This is a genomic window from Sphingobium sp. TomTYG75, from assembly GCF_054771635.1.
This window is the reverse complement of sequence record NZ_BSRE01000001.1, coordinates 274,297-295,552: the sequence shown is the minus strand read 5'-3', so window position 1 is coordinate 295,552 and position 21,256 is coordinate 274,297. Positions and strand designations below refer to the sequence as shown.

At 62.5% G+C, this 21,256-nt stretch carries 26 protein-coding genes; 9 read left to right on the top strand and 17 right to left on the bottom strand.

Annotated features, from left to right (window positions below; all coding sequences use genetic code 11):
- Positions 1 to 52: 52 nt before the first annotated feature.
- The 5 genes from ACYU81_RS01385 to hisB all read right to left on the bottom strand — a co-directional run bounded on the left by ACYU81_RS01385 (position 53) and on the right by hisB (position 3,257).
- Positions 53 to 373 (bottom strand): phosphoribosyl-ATP diphosphatase, encoded by a 321-nt coding sequence (locus ACYU81_RS01385; protein ID WP_460986019.1) that lies wholly within the window; start codon positions 371 to 373, stop codon positions 53 to 55.
- A 46-nt stretch (positions 374 to 419) separates the two neighbouring features.
- Positions 420 to 1,184: an imidazole glycerol phosphate synthase subunit HisF gene (gene hisF, locus ACYU81_RS01380; RefSeq protein WP_196225870.1), complete on the bottom strand. Its 765-nt coding sequence runs from the start codon at positions 1,182 to 1,184 to the stop codon at positions 420 to 422.
- A 103-nt stretch (positions 1,185 to 1,287) separates the two neighbouring features.
- A complete protein-coding gene (gene hisA / locus ACYU81_RS01375; RefSeq protein ID WP_460986018.1) occupies positions 1,288 to 2,025 on the bottom strand; it encodes a 1-(5-phosphoribosyl)-5-[(5-phosphoribosylamino)methylideneamino]imidazole-4-carboxamide isomerase in 738 nt (245 codons plus the stop codon).
- A gap of 30 nt (positions 2,026 to 2,055) precedes the next feature.
- Positions 2,056 to 2,673: an imidazole glycerol phosphate synthase subunit HisH gene (gene hisH / locus ACYU81_RS01370; protein WP_449473176.1), complete on the bottom strand. Its 618-nt coding sequence runs from the start codon at positions 2,671 to 2,673 to the stop codon at positions 2,056 to 2,058.
- On the bottom strand, positions 2,670 to 3,257 hold the full coding sequence (gene hisB, locus ACYU81_RS01365; RefSeq protein WP_196225873.1) for an imidazoleglycerol-phosphate dehydratase HisB: 588 nt from the start codon (positions 3,255 to 3,257) through the stop codon (positions 2,670 to 2,672). The genes hisH and hisB overlap by 4 nt, the downstream gene beginning before the upstream one ends.
- 98 nt (positions 3,258 to 3,355) lie before the next feature.
- On the opposite strand from hisB, the gene ACYU81_RS01360 reads away from it, so the two are divergent.
- From ACYU81_RS01360 to ACYU81_RS01350, 3 genes are all read left to right on the top strand, one after another.
- A complete protein-coding gene (locus ACYU81_RS01360; RefSeq protein ID WP_449473174.1) occupies positions 3,356 to 3,832 on the top strand; it encodes an SspB family protein in 477 nt (158 codons plus the stop codon).
- 66 nt (positions 3,833 to 3,898) lie between these two features.
- Positions 3,899 to 5,281: a class II fumarate hydratase gene (gene fumC, locus ACYU81_RS01355; protein ID WP_460986017.1), complete on the top strand. Its 1,383-nt coding sequence runs from the start codon at positions 3,899 to 3,901 to the stop codon at positions 5,279 to 5,281.
- 40 nt (positions 5,282 to 5,321) lie between these two features.
- Positions 5,322 to 5,660, top strand: coding sequence for a hypothetical protein (locus ACYU81_RS01350; protein ID WP_460986016.1), 339 nt, complete (start codon positions 5,322 to 5,324; stop codon positions 5,658 to 5,660).
- Here ACYU81_RS01350 and ACYU81_RS01345 read toward each other — a convergent pair.
- Complete coding sequence (locus ACYU81_RS01345) at positions 5,657 to 6,229, bottom strand: DUF2585 domain-containing protein (RefSeq protein ID WP_460986015.1); 573 nt, start codon at positions 6,227 to 6,229, stop codon at positions 5,657 to 5,659. The genes ACYU81_RS01350 and ACYU81_RS01345 overlap by 4 nt on opposite strands.
- Positions 6,230 to 6,283: 54 nt before the next feature.
- Here ACYU81_RS01345 and gmk point away from each other — a divergent pair, with 54 nt between their 5' ends.
- The gene (gmk, locus tag ACYU81_RS01340; RefSeq protein WP_196225878.1) at positions 6,284 to 6,949 is read left to right on the top strand and encodes a guanylate kinase; all 666 of its coding nucleotides are present in this window, start codon (positions 6,284 to 6,286) and stop codon (positions 6,947 to 6,949) included.
- Positions 6,950 to 7,003: 54 nt separating this feature from the next.
- Here gmk and ACYU81_RS01335 read toward each other — a convergent pair whose 3' ends face one another.
- On the bottom strand, positions 7,004 to 8,074 hold the full coding sequence (locus tag ACYU81_RS01335; protein ID WP_460986014.1) for a class I SAM-dependent methyltransferase: 1,071 nt from the start codon (positions 8,072 to 8,074) through the stop codon (positions 7,004 to 7,006).
- Entirely contained in the window at positions 8,064 to 8,966 is a 903-nt protein-coding gene (gene lgt / locus ACYU81_RS01330) for a prolipoprotein diacylglyceryl transferase (protein WP_449473166.1), read from the bottom strand. Before lgt ends, ACYU81_RS01335 begins: the two co-directional genes overlap by 11 nt.
- A gap of 156 nt (positions 8,967 to 9,122) precedes the next feature.
- Between lgt and ACYU81_RS01325 the strand changes: the two genes are divergently transcribed.
- Positions 9,123 to 9,833 (top strand): helix-turn-helix domain-containing protein, encoded by a 711-nt coding sequence (locus ACYU81_RS01325; RefSeq protein ID WP_460986013.1) that lies wholly within the window; start codon positions 9,123 to 9,125, stop codon positions 9,831 to 9,833.
- 240 nt (positions 9,834 to 10,073) lie between these two features.
- Here the strand turns inward: ACYU81_RS01325 and rplI are convergent, their stop codons facing one another.
- The 9 genes from rplI to ACYU81_RS01280 all read right to left on the bottom strand — a co-directional run bounded on the left by rplI (position 10,074) and on the right by ACYU81_RS01280 (position 17,526).
- Positions 10,074 to 10,670 carry a 50S ribosomal protein L9 gene (gene rplI, locus ACYU81_RS01320; protein WP_449473163.1) on the bottom strand — a complete coding sequence of 199 codons (597 nt, stop codon included), beginning with the start codon at positions 10,668 to 10,670 and terminating at the stop codon, positions 10,074 to 10,076.
- A gap of 13 nt (positions 10,671 to 10,683) precedes the next feature.
- On the bottom strand, positions 10,684 to 10,908 hold the full coding sequence (gene rpsR / locus ACYU81_RS01315) for a 30S ribosomal protein S18 (RefSeq protein WP_004212076.1): 225 nt from the start codon (positions 10,906 to 10,908) through the stop codon (positions 10,684 to 10,686).
- 13 nt (positions 10,909 to 10,921) lie between these two features.
- Positions 10,922 to 11,353, bottom strand: a complete 432-nt coding sequence (gene rpsF, locus ACYU81_RS01310) for a 30S ribosomal protein S6 (protein WP_449473159.1) — start codon at positions 11,351 to 11,353, stop codon at positions 10,922 to 10,924.
- 160 nt (positions 11,354 to 11,513) lie between these two features.
- A complete protein-coding gene (locus ACYU81_RS01305; RefSeq protein WP_460986012.1) occupies positions 11,514 to 11,915 on the bottom strand; it encodes a BLUF domain-containing protein in 402 nt (133 codons plus the stop codon).
- Positions 11,916 to 12,059: 144 nt separating this feature from the next.
- Positions 12,060 to 12,437 carry an RcnB family protein gene (locus tag ACYU81_RS01300; RefSeq protein WP_460986011.1) on the bottom strand — a complete coding sequence of 126 codons (378 nt, stop codon included), beginning with the start codon at positions 12,435 to 12,437 and terminating at the stop codon, positions 12,060 to 12,062.
- 124 nt (positions 12,438 to 12,561) lie between these two features.
- Positions 12,562 to 13,767 carry an ABC transporter permease gene (locus ACYU81_RS01295; RefSeq protein ID WP_460986010.1) on the bottom strand — a complete coding sequence of 402 codons (1,206 nt, stop codon included), beginning with the start codon at positions 13,765 to 13,767 and terminating at the stop codon, positions 12,562 to 12,564.
- A gap of 184 nt (positions 13,768 to 13,951) precedes the next feature.
- Complete coding sequence (locus tag ACYU81_RS01290; RefSeq protein WP_460988087.1) at positions 13,952 to 14,650, bottom strand: ABC transporter ATP-binding protein; 699 nt, start codon at positions 14,648 to 14,650, stop codon at positions 13,952 to 13,954.
- 4 nt (positions 14,651 to 14,654) lie between these two features.
- Complete coding sequence (locus tag ACYU81_RS01285; protein ID WP_460986009.1) at positions 14,655 to 16,085, bottom strand: efflux RND transporter periplasmic adaptor subunit; 1,431 nt, start codon at positions 16,083 to 16,085, stop codon at positions 14,655 to 14,657.
- Positions 16,075 to 17,526, bottom strand: a complete 1,452-nt coding sequence (locus tag ACYU81_RS01280; RefSeq protein ID WP_460986008.1) for an efflux transporter outer membrane subunit — start codon at positions 17,524 to 17,526, stop codon at positions 16,075 to 16,077. The genes ACYU81_RS01285 and ACYU81_RS01280 overlap by 11 nt, the downstream gene beginning before the upstream one ends.
- 171 nt (positions 17,527 to 17,697) lie before the next feature.
- Between ACYU81_RS01280 and fabD the strand changes: the two genes are divergently transcribed.
- The 4 genes from fabD (at position 17,698) to fabF (ending at position 21,250) form a co-directional block, all read left to right on the top strand.
- Complete coding sequence (gene fabD, locus ACYU81_RS01275) at positions 17,698 to 18,633, top strand: ACP S-malonyltransferase (RefSeq protein WP_460988085.1); 936 nt, start codon at positions 17,698 to 17,700, stop codon at positions 18,631 to 18,633.
- A gap of 17 nt (positions 18,634 to 18,650) precedes the next feature.
- A complete protein-coding gene (gene fabG / locus ACYU81_RS01270) occupies positions 18,651 to 19,391 on the top strand; it encodes a 3-oxoacyl-[acyl-carrier-protein] reductase (RefSeq protein WP_460986007.1) in 741 nt (246 codons plus the stop codon).
- A gap of 191 nt (positions 19,392 to 19,582) precedes the next feature.
- Entirely contained in the window at positions 19,583 to 19,816 is a 234-nt protein-coding gene (locus ACYU81_RS01265) for an acyl carrier protein (protein WP_006950224.1), read from the top strand.
- A 174-nt stretch (positions 19,817 to 19,990) separates the two neighbouring features.
- Entirely contained in the window at positions 19,991 to 21,250 is a 1,260-nt protein-coding gene (gene fabF, locus ACYU81_RS01260) for a beta-ketoacyl-ACP synthase II (protein WP_449473145.1), read from the top strand.
- The last annotated feature ends 6 nt before the right edge of the window (positions 21,251 to 21,256 follow it).

Sequence of the window (21,256 nt, the reverse complement as noted above, 5' to 3'; positions counted from 1 at the left end):
CCTTGAGGCAGATCAGGAAACGCCGATGGGCGGATTTCTTTCCGGCTGTGTATCAATCTCGCGGGCGCGCAGCCTTCTCCGCGATCCCGGATACGCCTTCCCGGCGGTCCAGTTCATCGAGCACAGCGTCCAGCGGAATGTCGAGGTCTGCCAGGAGAACCATCAGGTGGAACAGCAAATCCGCGCTTTCGCCGATCACGCCTTCGCGATCGGATGCCATGGCGGCGATCACCGTCTCCACGGCTTCTTCGCCGACCTTCTGAGCGATCTTGCCCCGGCCTCGTGCGGTCAGCTTGGCCACATAGGATTGGGACGGGTCAGCCGTCCGCCGTTGCCGGATGGTCTTTTCAAGATCGAAGAGTGTCGAGCGCATGCCGTCCATCAAGCCTTCACCGCCAAATGCGTCAATGAAAAGTTGTTCATCGCGAACGGACGGGTACGCCCGCAGCGGCAAGCGCCTGATGCGCTTCGGCTACCGTGTGCTGGCCAAAGTGGAAGATGGAGGCGGCGAGCACTGCGCTGGCATGACCTTCGATCACGCCTTCGACCAGATGCTGGAGCGTGCCGACACCGCCGCTGGCGATAACGGGAACGGAAACCGCGTCGGCGATGGTGCGGGTGAGGGCGAGGTCATAGCCTTGTTTCGTGCCGTCCCCGTCCATGGAAGTGACGAGCAGTTCGCCCGCACCGAGTTGCGCCAGCCTTACCGCATGTTCGACCGCGTCGATGCCGGTCGGCTTGCGACCGCCATGGGTGAAGATTTCCCAGCGGTTGTTGCCGACGCGCCGGGCGTCGACCGATCCGACGATGCACTGGCTGCCGAAGCGGTCGGCGATGTCGGCCACGACTTCGGGGCGCGCCACTGCGGCGCTGTTGACGGCCACCTTGTCGGCGCCCGCGAGCAGCAGGGCTCGCGCATCTTCCGGGCTGCGCACGCCGCCGCCGACGGTGACGGGCATGAAGCAGACTTCAGCGGTGCGGCGCACCACGTCCAATATGGTGCCGCGCGCCTCATGGGTGGCGGTGATGTCGAGGAAGCACAGCTCGTCCGCGCCAGCCGCGTCATAGACCCGCGCCTGCTCGACTGGATCGCCAGCGTCGCGCAGGTCGACAAAGTTCACGCCCTTCACCACGCGGCCATTGGCGACGTCGAGGCAAGGGATGACGCGGGTGCAGACGGTCATGCTTCGAATTCCCAACATCCGTTCGGTTCGAGCGTAGTCGAGAACTGCTGAGTTAGAGCTTCTCGACTGCGCTCGGAGCGAACGCCGGGGAGGAACCGGTTCGTCACGCCGCAGCCTTCGCGATCGCCAGCGCCGCCTTCAGGTCCAGCCGCCCATCATAAAGCGCGCGCCCGGTGATGACGCCTTCGATGCCTTCGTCGGCATGCAGGCTGAGCACGCGAATGTCCGCGATCCCCGCCACGCCGCCGCTGGCGATGACCGGAATATCCGTGCCGCGCGCCAACTCGACGGTCGCGTCGATATTGCAGCCCTTGAGCAAGCCGTCCCGGCCTACGTCCGTGAAGAGGAGGCTGGCGACGCCCGCATCCTCGAACCGGCGGGCGAGGTCCGCGACGGGCATGTCGGACTTTTCGGCCCAGCCATCGGTCGCGACGAAGCCGTCACGTGCATCGACGGCAACCACGATCCCACCCGGAAAGTCGCGCGCTGCCGCTTTCACGAAAGCTGGGTCCTTTAATGCGGCCGTGCCGATAACGATGCGTGATACGCCAAGGTCGAACCAGCGCTCCACAGCCTCGCGATTGCGGATGCCGCCGCCTAGCTGGACATGGCCGGGGAAGGCTTCGACGATGCGCTCCACTGCTTCGGCATTGACCGCATGGCCCGCAAAGCTGCCATCGAGGTCCACGACATGCAGATGCTCGGCCCCTGCCTCCGCGAAGATCAGCGCCTGCGCGGCGGGGTCGTCGCCATAGACGGTGGCGCGGTTCATGTCGCCCTCGGCCAGACGGACGACCTGTCCGCCTTTGAGGTCGATTGCGGGAAAGACGATCAGGTTCATATCAATATCCGAACGGGCGGCGAAGTGGGGTCACGGACGCCACTTCAGGAAACGGGAGAGGAAGGAAAGGCCATAGGTCTGGCTCTTTTCCGGATGGAATTGGCAACCGATGATCGTGTCGCGGGCGACGGCAGCGACCAGCGGGCCGCCATGATCGGTGATGGCCGCGACATGGGCGGGGTCGGCCGCTTCGAAATGGTAGCTGTGCAGGAAATAGGCTTCGCCCGGCTCCAGCAGGGGCGGCGCGCCGTTCAGCACGACCTTGTTCCAGCCCATGTGCGGCACCTTGATCGCGGGGTCGGTCGGCTCGATCCGCCGAACCGTGCCGGGAATCCAGCCCAATCCTTCATGCCGTCCGAACTCTTCGCCTGCATCAGCGAGCAGTTGCATGCCGACGCACACGCCAAGGAAGGGCGTGCCGCGTTGGCCCACTGCCTCGTTCATCGCGCCGATCATGCCGGGAATGGCGGACAGCGCATCCATGCACGCGCGGAAGGCACCTACGCCCGGCAGGACGATGCGGTCAGCCTTCGCCACTACCTCAGGGTCGGCGGTGATGACGGCATCCTCCGCCCCCGCCTTGCGCAGGGCATTATGGACCGAATGGAGGTTGCCTGCGCCGTAGTCGATGAGGGCTAGCGCAGTCACAACATCCCCTTGGTGGACGGGATGGCGTCCGCCTTGCGCGGGTCAATCTCAACCGCCTGCCGCAGCGCGCGGGCGAGCCCCTTGAAGCAGCTTTCGACGATGTGGTGATTGTTGCTGCCATAGAGATTTTCGACGTGCAGCGTGATCCCGGCAGCCTGCGCGAAGCTGTGGAACCAGTGTTCGATCATCTCGGTGTCCCATTCGCCCAGGCGCTGCACGGTGAAGGGCGCGTTGAACACCAGCCAGGGACGGCCAGAAATGTCGAGCGACACGCGCGAAAGCGTCTCGTCCATCGGCGAATAGACGCTGCCGTAGCGGGTGATGCCGCGCTTGTCGCCCAGGGCCTTGGCAACAGCCTCGCCGATGGCGATTGCCGTATCCTCGGTCGTGTGATGCTGGTCGACATGCAGGTCGCCGACCGTGCTGACCGTCATGTCGATCAGCGAATGCCGCGACAGCTGCTCGATCATGTGATCGAGAAAGCCGATGCCGGTGGAGACGGTATAGATGCCCGTTCCGTCGAGATTGACGGTCACGTCGATCTGCGTTTCCGCAGTGTTGCGGTGAATTTCGGCCGTGCGCATGGCTGCGCCCTATACCGAAGTGGGGGTGGCATGCAATGTGGCGTTGCATGTGCGGGGCGCACTTGACCAGCCGCGCCGCGCCGTTAGGACAATGGGGGATGAGCGACGACTTGCCTGACAGCCTGATTCCCTACGACGAAATCGTGCAGGAGGCGCTGCGTGCCGTGGTCGGCCGCGTGCTTGGCGAAGTCGAGCATTCTGGCGGTCTGCCGGGTTCGCATCATTTCTACATCACCTTCAAGACGCAGGCTCCCGGAGTCGCGATCCCCAAGCAATTGGTGGAACGGTTCCCGGACGAGATGACGATCGTCCTTCAGAATAAATTCTGGGATCTGAAAGTCAGCAGCGACGGGTTCGAGGTCAGCCTGACATTCAATCAGGTTGCGTCGCATCTTGTAATACCCTTTGCCGCCATCACAGCCTTCGTGGACCCCGCAGTGAATTTCGCGCTCCAATTCCAGGTGCAGTCGGACGGACTGCCCGAGCCGCATGAGGAAGCGGAGAATGACGCGCCGCTGGTCACGACCGAAGACGGCTCCAACGTCGTGACTGTGGATTTCGGCAAGAAGAAATAAGGGCTGGCGGATAGCCGCCTTACCTCCCAGATTGGCTACCTGACTTTACGTTCCGGGAGCCTTTGCATGGAAAGCCGCACCGAAACCGACAGCATCGGCGCCATAGAAGTGCCCGCAAGCGCCTATTGGGGCGCGCAGACCCAACGCAGCATCGAAAATTTCCCCTTCGGAGCGATGGAGCGCATGCCCATCGGGATCGTCCACGCGCTCGCCATCGTCAAACAGGCTGCGGCGCGGGTCAATCGCGCGGAAGGATTGGCGCCGGAACTGGCCGAGGCGATAGAGGCGGCCTCCGCCCGAGTGATCGCGGGCGATCATGACGACCAATTCCCCCTCGTCATCTGGCAGACCGGCAGCGGGACCCAATCCAACATGAATGTGAATGAGGTGATCGCGGGCATCGCCAACGAAGCGCTGACTGGCAAGCGGGGTGGCAAATCCCCGGTTCACCCCAATGATCATGTGAATATGGGGCAGTCGTCCAACGACAGCTTTCCGACCGCGCTTCACATCGCCGCCGCCCGCGCCGCGACGGAGCAGCTCTTTCCCGCGCTCGACCGGCTCCATAAGGCTCTGGACGATAAAGCGGAGGCATGGGGTGGCATCGTGAAGATCGGCCGCACCCATCTTCAGGACGCGACGCCGCTGACGCTGGGGCAGGAATTTTCGGGCTATGCGCATCAGCTGTATCGCTGTCGCAATCGGATCGAGCCTGCCGTGATGCACGGGATGATGGCGCTGGCTCAGGGTGGAACGGCGGTGGGCACTGGGCTCAACGCCCCCGAGGGCTTCGACGTCGCCATGGCCAAGGAGATCGCGGCGATCACCGGCCTGCCGTTCCGCACGGCCGACAACAAGTTCGAAGCGCTCGCCTCCAACGACCCGCTGGTGCATCTCTCGTCGACCCTCGCCACGCTGGCCGTCGCGCTCACCAAAATCGCGAACGACATCCGCCTGCTTGGCAGCGGGCCGCGTTCCGGGCTCGGCGAACTGGACCTTCCCGCCAATGAACCGGGTAGTTCGATCATGCCGGGCAAGGTCAATCCGACCCAGTGCGAAATGCTAACCATGGTGGCCGCACAGGTGATCGGCAACCATCAGGCCGTCACGGTCGGCGGCCTTCAGGGACATCTGGAATTAAATGTCTTCAAACCGATGATCGGCGCTGCCGTTCTGCGTTCCATCCATCTGCTGAGCGTCGGCATGGACAGCTTTGCCGAACGCTGCGTCGAGGGGCTGGAGGCGAACGAGAAGCGCATTGCCGAGCTGGTCGACAGGTCGCTGATGCTGGTGACGGCCCTCGCGCCCGAGATCGGCTATGACAATGCCGCGAAGATCGCGAAACATGCGCATGCAGAAGGGCTCACGCTCAAAGAGGCGGGCCTCGCCCTTGGCCTGATCGATGAGGAAAGTTTTGATCGGCTGGTCCGGCCGGAAAATATGGTGTGAACTGGCGGAACCGCCCGTCCTGCGATACATTGATCGCCATATGAAGAAGATCACGTCCAAACAGCCGCTTGTCACCGTCCGCCCGCCGCGCAAGGCAGGGCTGCTGCGAAAGACGGCACGGCTGGGCGCGGCCGTCGTCGCGGCCCGCGTTGCTGCGGCGACCGGAAAGAAGGGCGTGGTCGGACTCGTCGCGGGCATGGGCGCCAAGCGGTTGATCATGCGCTATCCGATGGGCGCGCTGTTCGTCACCGGCGCTTATCTGGCGGGCAAAGCCTATGAGACCAAGCGCGAAGTCGATCGCAAACGTGCGGTGAAAGCGCTGCCTGATCTTAGCAACGAACCGGTGCCGATCACCGAAGCCCGCACGAAAAAGGCCTAAAGGGCTGACTGCCAGCTTTTTACGGCTTCAATCGGCCAGGCAAGCATCAGCACGTTAAGCGTCAGATTGTCGCGGATCGCCACTAGCGCGATGATTTCCAGTGCGATGCCAGCGCATATCGTCACCGCGACCGGCGCACGGGCCGCGAAGAGGAAGCCGAACGCCATCATGCCGATATCGCTCATCGAATTCAGGATGCTGTCGCCACTATAGCCCAAAGCGATCGTCGCCGCGCGGTAGCGGTCAATGATGATCGGCGAGTTCTCCAATATCTCCCAGACGGATTCGACCAGCACCGCCAGCGCAAAGCGTGGGCCAACCGGTTGCCGCCGCGTCAACGCCCACGCCCCTGCGTAAAAGACGAAGCCGTGGATCACATGGCTGAGGCTGTACCAATCCGCGATATGCTGGCTGTTGCCGCTGTCCAGCGCCCCATGCCAAAGCTCGACATGGCCGCAAGTGCAGATGGGCGGTCGCGCCATCAGGAACAGCAGCGTGCAGGTCAGCAGTACGATGATCCCGGCGGCAACGAAGCCCCGGCGGTTGCGTAGTGCCTTGCGTCTCAACAATCGTCCCCCTTCACGGCCTCTTGCCAAACGCGTTCCACGGCGTCACTAGCGGCCATGGCCGACAGCATCCCTATAGAGGCGCCCGATTTCAAGCGGCGTGGCGTGCTCTTCGTTCTTTCCTCGCCTTCTGGCGCGGGCAAATCCACCATCGCGCGCAAGCTCCTGGCTGCTGAGTCGGACCTTGCCATGTCCGTTTCCGCCACCACGCGGCCGATGCGTCCGGGCGAAGTGGACGGCAAGGACTATCATTTCGTCGATCTGGAGGAATTTCGCCGGATGACGGCGGAGCATGAATTTCTCGAATGGGCGCACGTCTTTGGCCAGCGCTACGGCACGCCGCGCGCGCCTGTCGAGGCCATGTTGAAGAGCGGCCGCGACGTTCTTTTCGACATCGACTGGCAGGGCGCTCAGCAGCTGCACCAGATCGCCGGGGGCGATGTCGTGCGCGTGTTCATCCTGCCTCCCTCCATGGAAGAGCTGGAACGCCGCCTGCGCGGCCGTGCGACCGACAGCGAGGAAGTGATCGAAGGTCGCATGTCCCGCGCCGCCAATGAAATCGCGCATTGGGATGGCTATGATTATGTTCTCTGCAATGTCGATGCGGAGGATTGCTTCAGGCGGGTTCAGACAATCCTTCATGCAGAGCGCATGAAGCGCAGCCGCCAGACCGGCCTTATCGGCTTCATTCGCCGGTTGAGCCGTTATCATCAGGAAGATTGAGGAAGCGTAGTTTTCCCGCCTCCGTTGGTTTCGAGCGACGGCGAGAGACTGATCTTACCTCTCAAATCCCGCCGGTTCCGCCCAATCCGGATGCACCCAGGCCATCGCCTTGAACAGCGTCCCCATGGCGTCCTCGGCAGTCAGCCGCAGCCGCGCAGCTTCCACCTCCGCCGCCCGCGCGGGAGATGTGCGCGCGAGCTGATCCGCCCGCGCATCAATGCCTAGCTTTCGCAGCAACTCACCCTGGTTCACCGGCCCCAGCACTCGCAGGCCCGCCTGCCGCGCCATATTGCCGATCATGGTGAAATCGACATGGGTGGTAAGATCGCTTTCGCCCGGTTCCAGGAAAGGGTCCGCAAACTGGTGTTTGCGCACGGCCTGCAACGTGTCGCCGATCGCTGGACCTTCATAGCCATAGTCGATGATGATCGCGGCGCCGCCTTGCCGTGCGATCCGCTGCGCCAGTTCCAGTGCGATGGCGGTCCCAGCCAGCGGTATTTCAATAATCGCTCCTTCAGGAGCGTCTGCCGCGATGGTGGGAATGCCCGATTCGACCCGCCGATAGCCCGGCCCGGCCTCGAAGCGGTTCGAGTCGGCCTCATCAGGGCAGATCACCACCCGCTCGCGCCATTCGTCACCCAAACGGATGATCTGGCGGACGGGCAGGGCGTCGAAAAACTCGTTCGCGACGACCAGCAGCGGCGCATTGTCCGGCAAGGCGGCGACGCTGTCATGATGAAAGACGTTCGGGACGAGCGCGCGTTGCCGCTCGCGCAGGGTCTGGCTGGTTTCCACGAAATGGGGTTGGGGCGTTAACCCCGCGCTGCCCATGGCGCGCAGCGCATCGGACGCGAGGGTGCCGCGCCCCGGACCAAGCTCAACATAAAGTGCATTCGGGCGGCTGCCCGATCGCATCCACAGGTCTGCCAGGCACAGGCCGACCAGTTCGCCGAACATCTGGCTGATCTCCGGCGCGGTGGTGAAATCGCCTGCCGCTCCCAGAGGATCGCGCGTGCCATAATAATGCTGGTTCGCCTCGGCCATATAGTGTGCGACCGAGATTGGCCCCCCGGCGTCAATCTGCCGAGCCAGACGCTGGGCGAGGGTCAGCGGTTCAGCTGACACTCGCGCTCCCCGCGATCGGCTCCACGCGAACGCGGCGGCCCTTTGCGGTTGCTATCAGGTATAGGCCGCCGAGGATCATCGGAACGCACAACCACTGGCCCATGTGAAGGCCGGTTCGCGCGGCAAATTCCATCAACTGCGCGTCAGCTTCGCGGAAATATTCCACGCCGAAACGGAATATGCCGTAGCCCAGCAGGAAAATCCCCACCAGCATTCCCGGCTTGTAGCGGGCGCGCGTCTTCCAGAAGGCGAAGGCGAGGATGAGGAACAGTATGATACCTTCGAAAAAGGCTTCGTAAAGTTGGCTCGGATGGCGGGCGAAGGGGCCACCGGTCGGGAAGATGATCGCCCACGGCACATCCGTTTCCTTGCCCCACAGCTCGCCATTCACGAAGTTGGCGAGGCGGCCGAAAAACAGCCCGAAGGGGACGCAGCATGCGACAAAATCATGGATGCGCAGCCATGACAGCTTTTCCTTCCGCGCCATGTAGAGGATGCCGAGCGATACGCCAGCCGCCCCGCCATGAAAGGACATGCCCCCGTTCCACAGTTTGAAGATGTCGAGCGGATTGCCCAGGATTTCGGGCTGGTAGAAGAAAACATAGGCCAGCCGCCCGCCGATAATGATGCCGAGCGTAGCATAGAAGATCATGTCATCGGCATGCCGCCGCGCCATGGGAGAACCCGGCTGGGCGATGAGTTTCAGCAGATACCAGTAGCCGATCAATATGCCCGCCAGATAGGCGAGGCTGTACCATTTGAGCGTGAAGAAGCCGAGGTCGAGCGCGACCGGGCTTAGCCCCAGTTGATCGAAACGAATGGCGCCCGAAGCCGCGGCGGCAAGGTCTAGGATCAAGTTGTCGGTCCCCTTCGGAAATATGGCCTTCGCCATAGAGCAGGATAGGGTAAAGAGGAAAGGGGGCTGTTATTTTCATCCGGGTACGGGATGACGGCTGAACAGAATGGGGCGGGGAAGAATGGCTCGGATCGGTCCAACCCGCTTCAGGCATTAACTTACTGTAAACCCGTTAAATGCGAGTATCATAGCATGGCTATCGATCCGATCATGGAGCAATCCCCCGAGTCCGGCGACAAGCGCGCCGATATTCGTTGGCCCATTCGCCTTGAGGTGGCCGAAGCACTGGGCGAGGGATCGGCCGACGTCGTGGTTCACGATATCTCCACGGCGGGGATGCTGATTGAAACCAGCTCAAAACTGCAGCTTGGCCAAGGCGTGCTTTTGTCCCTGCCCGAAGCGGGTTCCGTCTCCGCCCGCGTCGTGTGGCAGGATGAACCGTTATTTGGATGCCGTTTCGATGAGGCGCTCCCCCAAGCCGCTGTCAGCGCGACCCGGCTTCGCAGCACGGTGCGCAGCAATGGCAGGCCGATCGACCATGCCGCCGATGCGCAAAGCCCTGAAATGTTTCCTGCGCGTCTGCGCCGGTTGCGCCGCGAACGCGGCCTCAGCCGGGAAGCGCTTTCCAGGTTGACGGGTTTCAGCAAGCCCTCGCTCTGGGCGTGGGAAGTGGGCAAGACCATGCCCCGGCGCAGGAGCCTGATCGCCCTCGCCCAGGCATTCGGCCTGACCGAGCAGCAGTTGCTTGTGGGTGAGGCGGTCGCGCCGTCCCACGGTCCTGCAGGGGCGGGGAATGCCCGTCTGGGTCAGCAGCTTCATGATGTCATCGACTCAGCGAAGCGGGAAGTCGCGAAACACGCAGGCGTCGATGTCTCGCAGGTGCAGATCCGCATCGATTATTGAAGCGCTATCGGGTGGGCGCCTGGGCCGAATTTTACTCCGACCCGTCCGTTCGCTTAGGCTTGGCGAAGGGCTCTGTCTTTTGGACAGGAAACCGCTTCGACAATCTGGCTTCCTAGCGGCTTTCCTATGTAAATAATGACCCAGTTCCAGCAGGATCGCAACATTCAGCAATCCGCTAACCAACCAACAAAAAAGCCGCCCGGTTAGGGGCGGCTTTCTTTTTTGGTCCGTTGTGGAAACTCAGGCTTCTTCAGCCGGAGCTTCTTCCGCTTCCACGGCGATTTCGCCGGGTTCCGCGTTCGGATCATAATCTTCGGTGAAGCCAGCCTCGTCCTTTTCGAACAGGTCGGCCATCACGTCGACGCCCTGCGCCTGCAGATCAGCTTCTTCCGGCGAGCGAGCGACGTTCACCTGAATGGTGACGGCGACTTCGGGGTGCAGCGCAACCTTGACGTCGAACACGCCGAGCGTCTTGATCGGGCGTTCCAGCACGACCATCGCCTTGGTGACGTTGGTGACACCGTCAGCCTGCAGCGCTTCCACGACGTCGCGAACTGCGACCGAGCCGTAGAGGTGGCCGGCGTTCGACGACTGGCGGATCAGGACGATCTGCTTGCCGTTGACGCCCTCGGCAGCCTTTTCAGCGTCGCCACGGCGGGCGGCGTTGTCGGCTTCGATCTTCGCGCGGTTGGCTTCGAAGACCTTCTTGTTGGCGTTGTTGGAGCGCAGCGCCTTCTTGTTGGGCAGCAGGAAGTTACGAGCGTAACCGTCCTTCACGGTGACGACGTCACCGATGGCGCCCAGCTTCTCGATCCGTTCGAGGAGAATGATTTCCATGAGTCTTACTCCCTCACTTCACGATGTAGGGCAGCAGGCCCAGGTGACGGGCGCGCTTGATGGCCTGGGCCAGCTCACGCTGCTTCTTGGCGGACACCGCAGTGATGCGGCTGGGGACGATCTTGCCGCGCTCGGACACGAAGCCCTGCAGCAGACGGACGTCCTTGTAATCGATCTTCGGCGCATCCTTGGCGGCGAAGGGGCAGCTCTTGCGGCGGCGGAAAAACGGGCGTGCCATTGTTCAGATCTCCTTATTCGCCAGCCGGGGCTTCTTCGCGGTCGCGGCGCGGGCCACGATCTTCGCGGGGGCCACGATCGCCACGATCGCCGCGCGGGCCGCGATCACCACGTTCGGAACGCTCCTGCTTGCGCATCATGACCGACGGGCCAGCTTCCAGCTCATCGACCTTGACGGTCATGTAGCGGATGATGTCTTCGTTGATCTGCGTCTGGCGCTCCAGTTCCGCGACGACACCAGCGGGGGCGTCGATGTTCAGCATCACATAGTGAGCCTTGCGGTTCTTGGCGATCTTGTAGGCGAGGCTGCGCAGGCCCCAGGTTTCCACCTTGGTCACCTTGCCAGCATTATCCTCGACGATCTTGGTGGCGGTTTCCGCCAGTGCGTCCACCTGCGCCTGTGCCAGATCCTGGCGCGCAAGGAACACATGCTCGTAAAGAGCCATGGGTATTGCCTCATCTGTTGGCCGATCGCTGACGCCCACCCCATGTGGAACGCCCCTCCGGCTGTCGTCTCAAGCATTTTTCGCACAGGATCCGAGTCACCCCGGCCCACGCGAAGCGGCGCCTATGGCGGAAATGCGCCGGGTTGGCAAGGAAGACTTCTCAGTTGCGGTGCATCTCGGCCGTGCCGATGAAATGCGCCCGCGTGGAGGCTCCCGCGCCGTCGAGCAACGCGGCGACCTTGTGCTTCAAAGCCTCGGAAGGACGGAAGGGGTCGTCATAGGCCATGCCCCATTCACCGAACTCACGGGCATCGATCTCCTGCTTGCGCAACATCACGAGCCCCCGGTGGCGGTCATCGAGGCCGATCCGGCTGTAGATCCGCTCGACATTGTCCTTTGGCCCTTCGAGCACCTGGAGAAAGCGCTTGCCATTGTAGAGCAGCAATCCGGTCACGTCGTCGCCACTGTTCCTGCGCGAAGCAGCCTGCGCGATCGTCGCGCACTGGCTGGGTGAGACGGCGCCTGTCGCGCTGCTGATATACATGATCTGATACAAGGACATGTTGCTTCCCGGAAAATATCGAGCCCCTTGCCAAGCGTTTTAAATCCTCAACGGTTTAAACATTATGTTTGATATAGATCATGAAGCGCCCCGGAGGGAGAGAGGTCCCCGGGGCGCTTTCTGGCCGCTCGGTGGAGCGAAGCCTTAACGGATCGCGCTGCCGATCACCGCGCCGATGATGCCGCTGGTGATCGCGACCAGCACTGCGTCATTGCCGGAACGGACCCAGTGATAACCGCGCGGCGGGGCGTTCAGGCGATAGTCGCGATAATCGTTGATCACGCGATAATCGCGGGCATAGCGGCGGTCGAAGCGCTGACCCTTGCCCCAGCGGCGATAGTCGTTCTTGCGCACGACCGTCTTGTGCTTGACCACCCTATGCTTGACTACGGTGCGGCTATGCGGGCCTTGATGGACGACGCGGGTCATTTCGCGATGCGGCGCGGCCTGCGCCTGTGCGGCGACCATGGGGCTTACGACCATCGTCGTTGCGGCCAGCGTCATCAGCAGTTTCTTGATCATCTCACTTGCTCCTTTGCTCTTAATCTGTCGCGCCTTTGCTTCGGCGTTGAAGACAGATTTAGGCCGGACTTGTCGCAAGCTTGTGCCGATGAGACGGTTCAACTGTCTGAAATTGTAACAGCGCCTATTCGTGCCGCAGGGCATCGATAGGATTGAGCGCCGCTGCCCGCCGGGCCGGGAAATAGCCGAACACCATCCCGATCGCCGCCGAAAAGAGGAAGGCGATCATGTTCACCTTCACATCGAAGATGAAAGGCACCTGCATCAGCGGGGCGATGGCAATCGACGCGATTAGCGCGAGGATCAGGCCGATCAGCCCGCCCAGGCAGGATAGAACGATCGCTTCCACCAGGAACTGCATCAACACTTCCCGCGCGACAGCGCCGATGGCCAGGCGGATGCCGATCTCGCGGGTGCGCTCGGTCACCGAAACCAGCATGATGTTCATGATGCCGATCCCGCCCACCAGAAGAGAAATCGCCGCTACCGCCGCGACGATCTGCGTCAGGATGGTGGTCGTCCCCGTCAGCGTATCGCTGATCTGCTTGGTATCGAAGACGTTGAAATTATCGTCCGCCCCCGGCTTCACCTTGCGCCGTTCGCGCATCAATTCTTCCAGGCTCGACTGCACCGTGGAGGTGTCATAGGCATCGTCCACCGCGATCATGATCTGGCTGATGTCGCGGTCGCCGGTGAAGCGGCGCTGCACGAACTTGATCGGCATGACGACGACATCGTCCTGATCGCCAAAGCCCCCTTGGCCGCGTGTCGCCAGTGCGCCGATGACCTGACAGGATACGCCCTTGATGCGCAGGCGCTTGCCCGTGGGATCGCTTCCCTGGAACAGGTTGGTGCGTACTGTATTGCCGATGATGCAGACGGCTTTGCCCGCCTCTTCCTCCTCCGGCATGAAGAGACGGCCCGCGTCAGCCTTCCAGCTTTGCACCTCGAAATAGGAAGCGGTCGTGCCATAGACGGTGGTCGACCAGTTGCTGCCCTCATAGATGGCTGTGCCGCTTGACTGCACGAGCGGCGCGACGGCGCGGACGCCCGTCAGCTGATTCTCGATCGCCGTCAGGTCGGCGGGCTTGAAGTCTGGCGGCCGGGGGCCACCGCCGCCCCGGCCAAAGCCTTGGCCCGGCCGCAGTTGCAACACATTGGCGCCGAGCGAACTGATCTGCTCCCGCACCGCCGCCGTCGCGCCATTGCCCAGCGTCACCATGGTGACTACCGCCGCCACGCCGATGATGATCCCCAGCGTCGTCAGGAAGCTGCGCAGCTTGTGCCGGTTGATCGCCCGGAACGCCAGGGTGACAGTGGTCCCTAACATCCCTGATCTCCCTCGCCCCTCCGGGGAGAGGGTTGCGAAGGCTTGGCAGCGCGCTGCCTAGCCGAAGCTGGGTGAGGGGGATGCGCGCAGCCTCTCACCCTCATCCAACTGCGCCTAGGCGCCTTCGTCGCCAAGGCTCCGTATCCTTCTCCCCGGAGGGGCGAAGATTTGAAGAAGGTCACTCTCACGCCGTCACCCCCGTATCGATCCGCTCCACCAGCCCGTCCTTGAAATGCACGATCGTGCGGGCATAGGCGGCCATGTCGGGTTCATGCGTGACCATTATCACGGTAATGCCGCTATTCCGGTTGAGGTCGGCCAGCAGTTCCATGATCTCTATCGATCGCTCCGAATCGAGATTGCCCGTAGGCTCGTCGGCCAGCAGCACGGCAGGCTGCGTCACGATTGCCCGCGCAATGGCGACGCGCTGCTGTTGGCCGCCAGACAGTTCAGCGGGCGTGTGGTCCCACCATTCTTTTAATCCCACCTTGTCGAGCGCCGCCATCCCCGCGTCATAGCGGCTCTTCTTGTCCTCGCCTCGATACAGGAGCGGCAGTTCGACATTCTCAAGCGCGCTCGTCCGGGACAAGAGGTTGAAGCCCTGAAACACGAAGCCCAGATAGCGGCGGCGAAGCAACGCCCGCTGGTCGCGGTCCAGCGTTTCGACATGGCGTCCCTTAAACAGGAACTCGCCGCTGCTGGGTACATCGAGGCAGCCGATAATGTTCATCGCTGTGGACTTGCCCGAACCCGAAGGCCCCATGACCGCCACGAAATCCCCTTCCTCAACGTCCAGGTCGATACCCTTTAGCGCCTGAAAGGCGGTGGCGCCCGAACCATATATCTTGGTCACGCCGCGCAGGGAAATGATCGGATCAGCCACCGTGTCAGGTTCCGCTCTGCCGTCCGGTGCCGCGCTGTTCGCCGCCGCCAGAACGATCACGCCGCTGGCCGCCGCCGTTCGAGCTGTCCTCGGAAGGCGGTTCCTGCCCTGCCGCCAACTGGCCCGTGATGACCCGCATCCCCAGCTTTAACGCGCCGCCGCTGATCGCCGTACGCGCGCCGTCGCTGGCGCCGACGGTCACTTGCACGGCCTTGGGATTCCCGTCCTCTCCCACGACATAAACGGTCTGGCTACTGCCGATGCCGAAGCTGACCTGCCGGTTGGCGCCGCCACGGCGGAAGCGGCGAGAGCTAGGCACGATCTGGCTGGTGATGCCGCCACCCTGACCGGCACCCGTGCTCGGTTTGAACCGCAACGCCGCGTTCGGAACCAGCAGGACGTTGCTCAACTGCTGGGTTACGATGTCGGCGGTCGCCGTCATACCGGGGCGCAGCGTCTCATCCTTGTTATCGACACCTAGCACCGCCGTGTAAGCCACCACGGTTCCGCTAGTGCTGGCGGTAGTGCTGCTTCCTGTTGATGAGGAAGACGAACTGCTCGAAGCGTTGGAGCCGACATTGACCCGCGTTACCCGAGCAGGAAAGCTCCTACCGGGAAAAGCATCGACGGCAAAGGTGGCCGCCTGGCCTTCCTTCACCTGGCCGACATCGGCTTCGTCGACCGCGACTTCGACCTCCATCTTGGTCAGGTCCTCGGCGATGGTGAACAGCACAGGGGCATTGAAGGAAGCGGCCACCGTCTGACCGGGTTCAATGGCGCGGGACAGGACGACGCCGGTTACCGGCGACACGATCTGCGCAATGGAAAGATTGGTCTGCGCCGTGGCAAGCTGAGCCCGCGATACACTGACCTGCGCCTGCTGCGCGCGCAGATTGCCCAAGGCGGACTCATAATCAGCACGAGCCGCATCCAACTCCGTCTTGGCAGGCACGCGCCCGCCCGACAGGCGGAAGACGTTCAACTGCCGGTCGAGCGTCGCCTTGGCCAGCGCAACCTGCGCCTGCGCCTGACTGACACTGGCCTGCGAAGCAGCCACCTGCGCCTGGTTTTGGGTCACCGAATCCACCAGACGCCGGGTATCAAGCTCGGCTAGCCTCTGCCCTTTCGTGACGCGATCGTTCACATCGACATAGACGCGCGTGATCTTTCCCGATTGTTCAGAGCCCACATCCACCTGATTGATCGGCTTCAAATTGCCGGTGGCCGATACCGTCACCGTCAGGTCGCCGCGCCGCACCTCCCGGGTGGCGAAGTTCGGCTTGTCCTCGCCCGAAAAACAGCGGGCGAGTAGCAGGATAAGGATCAGCAGCGCCAGCGCCACCACGCCCCGAACCACCCATTTGCGCCAGGGTTTTTCGGGACGCGCGCCGAGAAATTCGTCCAGATCCTTGTCCGTGCTCACATCATTGCTCATTGGGGCGGTTGTCCATATTCTGCCAGCCGCCACCCAGCGCGTTGTAGAGCTGGGCGATGGCAAGGACCTCGTCGGCTTGCGCAGCCGCAAGGCTGTTGCGCGCGTTCAACAGCGTGGTTTCGGTGTTGGAGAGCGTCTGGAAATCGATCAGCCCAGACTGATACTGGCTTCGCGCCAGCAGGGCAGCGTTGTTCGATGCATCGAAGGCGGTGGCGAACTCGGCCTTGCGTTGGCGGGCGCTGTTCAGGGACGCCATGGCATTCTCGACATCCTCAAGCGCCGTCAGCACGCTCTTCTTGTAGGTCGCGAAAGCAGCATCCGTGGCGGCCTTTTGCGATCGCACCTGGGACGCGAGCCGTCCGCCATCGAAGATAACCTGTGCGACATTGGCAAAGACGCCGCCGGTGATGATATCGAACAGGCTTTTGATGCTGGTCGCGTTGGTGCCGATATTTCCGCTGATCCCCAATGACGGGTAAAGCTGCGCCTGCGCCACGCCGATCCGCGCTGTCGCCGCCGCCAAATTCCTCTCAGCCGCGCGGACGTCGGGCCGCTGGCGCAGCGTATCGGCGGGAATGCCGGTAGCGATCATGGTAGAAGCAACCGGGATCGGGGCAGGGGCTTCCAGCACGCGCGTCGCTTCACCAGGCGCTTGCCCGGTCAGCACGGCAATGCGATTCAGGCTGCCGCGCAGGCTCGCCTCCAGCTGCGGGATCGCCGTGTTCGTCTGGGCAAGCTGGGCGCGGGCCTGCTGCTCATCGAGTGATGAAACCAGCCCAGCCTGAAGCCGCCAGTTGGCGATGTTGTAGTTATCCTGCTGAATGGCTTGGGTTTCGCGGGCGATGCGCAACTGCTCCTGCGCCTGCCGTGCCTGAATATAGTTGGTCACCAGTTCGGCTATGATGGTCAGTCGCACATTGGCAAGGTCATAGCCGGACGCGGCCAGATCCGCGCGCGCAGCCTCAGCCGACCGGGCCAACTCCCCGAACAGGTCGATCTGCCAGCTCGCATTCGCACCCAGCGAATAGCTGCTGCTCCATTTATCCGATCCGGTGGATACGACATTGCCGTCGATGACGCGCGTGCTGCCGCTACGATTGGAATAATTCCGTCCGCCAGAACCCGACGCGTTGACCTGCGGCAGGAAAGCCGCCCGCGCCTGCGCCAGCGACTCCCGTGCCTGCCGCAACCGCGCCTGCGCCTGCACGATGTCCAGGTTGCTGGCCACCGCCTGATTTATCAGCCCTGTCAGCACCGGATCGTTCAGCCGGGTCCACCAGCTTGCCAGATCCGCCTCGCTCAGAGCGCCGCTCACAGGATCGGTGTAGTAGCTGCCCGGCACACCCAATGCAGCCGGTTGCGGCGCCCGATAGTCAGGCCCTGCCGCGCAAGCCGAGAGCGTCAAAGCCGTCCCGCTGATCCAGCCAATGCGATATCGCACCTTTTCCTTGCACTCCGTCGTCGTTAAAGGGACGCCACCTTGGGGGTTGAGGCGGTCCAGTCAGGGAAACTGCCGAAAGGGACCTGATGTCTCAACGGCATTTGTGTCTCAAAGTGTAACGATGTTGAAAAACGGCGCTTTTGCAGGCGTCCTTGCGTCAGAAGGTGAATGATGAGGGCATTTCTGTTTCCGGGGCAGGGTAGCCAGTCGGTTGGTATGGGTAAGGCTTTGGCCGAAGCGAGCCCGGCCGCGAAGGAACTGTTTCAGGAGGTCGATGACGCCCTGTCGCAACATTTGTTCCGCATCATGGTGGAAGGCCCCGAAAGTGACCTCACCCTCACCGAAAATGCGCAGCCCGCGATCATGGCCAATGCGCTTGCGACCTTGCGGGTGATGCAGCGCGAAGGCGGCTTCTCGCTGGCGGAAAAGGGCGATTTCGTCGCTGGGCACAGCCTTGGCGAATATAGCGCGCTCTGCGCCGTCGAAGCTTTCGACATCGGCACGACTTCGCGCCTCCTTAAACTGCGCGGCCAAGCGATGCAGGCGGCTGTCCCGGTTGGCGAAGGCGCAATGGCGGCCCTGCTGGGCGCCGACATCGAAAAGGCGCAGGCGCTGGCGGACGCGGCAGCGGAAGGTGAAGTCTGCACCGTCGCAAACGACAATGATCCGAGCCAGGTGGTGATTTCCGGCCATCGCGGCGCAATCGAGCGCGCAGTCGCCCTGGTGAAGGACCATGGCATCAAGCGCGGCGTGCTGCTGCCCGTCTCGGCGCCATTCCACTGTCCGTTGATGCAACCCGCTGCGGAAGCGATGGACGAGGCACTGGCTAAGGCCGCCATCAACACCCCGCTGCTCCCCGTCTATGCCAACGTCCTCGCCGCACCGATCGCAGACCCCGACGAGATCAAGCGCCGCCTGGTCGAACAGGTGACCGGCCGCGTCCGCTGGCGCGAATCCGTCGCCGCCATGTGGGACGCGGGCGTGACCGAGTTCGTCGAACTGGGCGGCAAGGTGCTCGGCCCCATGGTCAAGCGCATCGCCCCCGATGCCACTGTCCGCAGCGTCGTCACCATGGACGACATCGAAGCCACCCTCGCCGCTCTCTAAGATAAGGATAAAAAGCTATGTTCGATCTGACAGGCATGACCGCGCTGGTCACGGGCGCTTCCGGTGGTATCGGTTCAGCGATCGCCCGGTCGCTGGCGGCGCAGGGTGCGACGCTGGCGCTTTCGGGCAGCAATGAGGAAAAGCTCAAGGCTTTCGCTGCTGAGTTGGGCGGCGATCACAAGACGCTGGTCTGCAACCTGTCCGATCCCGCAGCAGTCGACGGCCTCGTGGCTCAGGCCGTGGAAGCGCTCGGCGGCAAGATCGACATTCTAGTCAACAATGCTGGCATCACCCGCGACAACCTCATCATGCGGATGAAGGATGAGGAATGGTCCGATGTCATCTCGGTCAATCTGGAAGCCGCCTTCCGCCTTGCCCGTGCCGCTGCCAAGCCGATGATGAAGGCGCGCTTCGGCCGCATCATCTCGATCACCTCGATCGTCGGCGTCACCGGCAATCCCGGTCAGGCCAATTATGCCGCGTCAAAGGCAGGCATCATCGGCATGTCCAAGTCGCTCGGCCAGGAACTGGCGAGCCGGGGGGTCACCGTCAACTGCGTCGCGCCCGGCTTCATCCGCTCGGCAATGACCGACGCGCTCAATGATGCGCAGAAGGGCGCCATCCTTCAGAAGATTCCCGCAGGCGACCTCGGCACAGGCGAGGATATCGGTGCTGCGGTTGTCTATCTCGCCAGCCGTGAGGCAGGCTACGTCACTGGCCAGACCCTGCATGTTAATGGCGGCATGGCGATGATCTGAACCTTGAAAGAGGCAGAAAGCGGCCACTCATCCATCGCAATTGGACGGCCTTGTGCCATTCAGGCGCATGGAAGGGCGGGAATCATGCGTTTCGATCTTTTCTTGCCTCTTGCCTCCGTCGGGGCTTGCCTCTAGGGCATGCCTTAACAAATATTCACAACCTCAACGATACCCAGTAAAAAGGACCACTCATGAGTGAGACCGCGGATCGCGTTAAGAAAATCGTCGTCGAACATCTGGGCGTCGAAGCCGAAAAGGTGACCGAGGATGCAAGCTTCATCGATGATCTGGGCGCAGACAGCCTCGACATCGTTGAGCTGGTGATGGCGTTCGAAGAAGAATTCGGCGTGGAAATCCCCGACGACGCAGCTGAGAAGATCGGCACCGTCAAGGACGCGATCGATTATATCGACAGCAAGCAGTAAGAATGTTGTGCGGCTGACCGGGGGTCGGCTGCCTGCGTTTTTTGAAGGAAATGGCTCCTCCTGTCCGGCGAATCCGGTCTTGGGGAGCCTTTTCGTATCTGGTGCACCGTTCACAAGCGCTCTCGAAGCAGCTAAGGAGCGGCCCAAACCTATGAAGATTTTCGGAGCAGATATATGCGTCGCGTTGTCGTAACCGGCCTCGGCATGGTGAGCCCGCTTGGCGGGAATGTCGAAACTACCTGGAAGAACATCCTTGCTTCGAAGTCCGGCGCCGCGACGATCGCGCGCTTTGACGCCAGCGAATATAAGTGCCGCATCGCCTGCGAAGTGAAGCCCGCGGACCATGAATATGGCTATGATCCGAGCCTGGATGTCGATCACAAGATCCAGCGGCAGGTCGATCCTTTCATCGTCTATGGCATTTCCGCCGCCAGCCAGGCGCTGCGCGATGCGGGCCTCGACAATATGAGCGAGGAAGAGCGTCTGCGCGCCGGTTGCTCGATCGGGTCGGGGATCGGTGGCCTGCCGGGCATCGAAAGCGAATCGCTGGTGCTGGCCAACAAGGGGCCGAGCCGGGTTTCCCCCCACTTCGTCCACGGCCGCCTCATCAACCTGATTTCCGGTCAGGTCTCGATCAAATATGGCCTCATGGGTCCCAACCATGCGGTGGTCACTGCCTGCTCGACCGGCGCGCATTCGATTGGCGACGCCGCGCGCATGATCGCGATGGACGACGCCGACGTCATGCTGGCGGGCGGCGCGGAAAGCGCGATCTGCCCGATCGGCATTGCCGGTTTCGCCCAGGCGCGCGCTCTTTCGACCGCGTTCAACGATACGCCGGAAAAGGCGAGCCGCCCTTATGACGTCAACCGCGACGGCTTCGTCATGGGCGAAGGCGCGGGCGTGGTTGTGCTCGAAGAATATGAGCATGCCAAGAAGCGCGGCGCTCACATCTATGCCGAGGTCATCGGTTATGGCCTGTCCGGCGACGCCTATCACGTCACGGCGCCGCATCCAGAGGGTAGCGGTGGCTACCGTTCGATGGAAATGGCGCTCAGGAAGTCGGGCCTCAGCCTCGCGGACATCGACTATGTGAACGCGCACGGCACTTCGACCCCGCTGGGCGACGAGCTGGAGCTGGGCGCGGTCAAGCGGCTGTTCGGTGACAATATCTCGACCATGTCGATGAGCAGCACCAAGTCGGCGATCGGTCACCTTCTGGGTGGTGCGGGCGCGGTGGAAAGCATCTTCTGTATCCTCGCCATGCGCGACCAGATCGTACCGCCCACGCTCAACCTTGATGAGCCGAGCGAAAGCTGCGCGGGCGTCGATCTTGTCCCGCACGTGGCCAAGGAGCGGAAGGTGCGCGCCGTCCTCAACAACAGCTTCGGCTTCGGCGGCACCAATGCGTCGCTCATCATGAAGGCGATCTGAGGATAG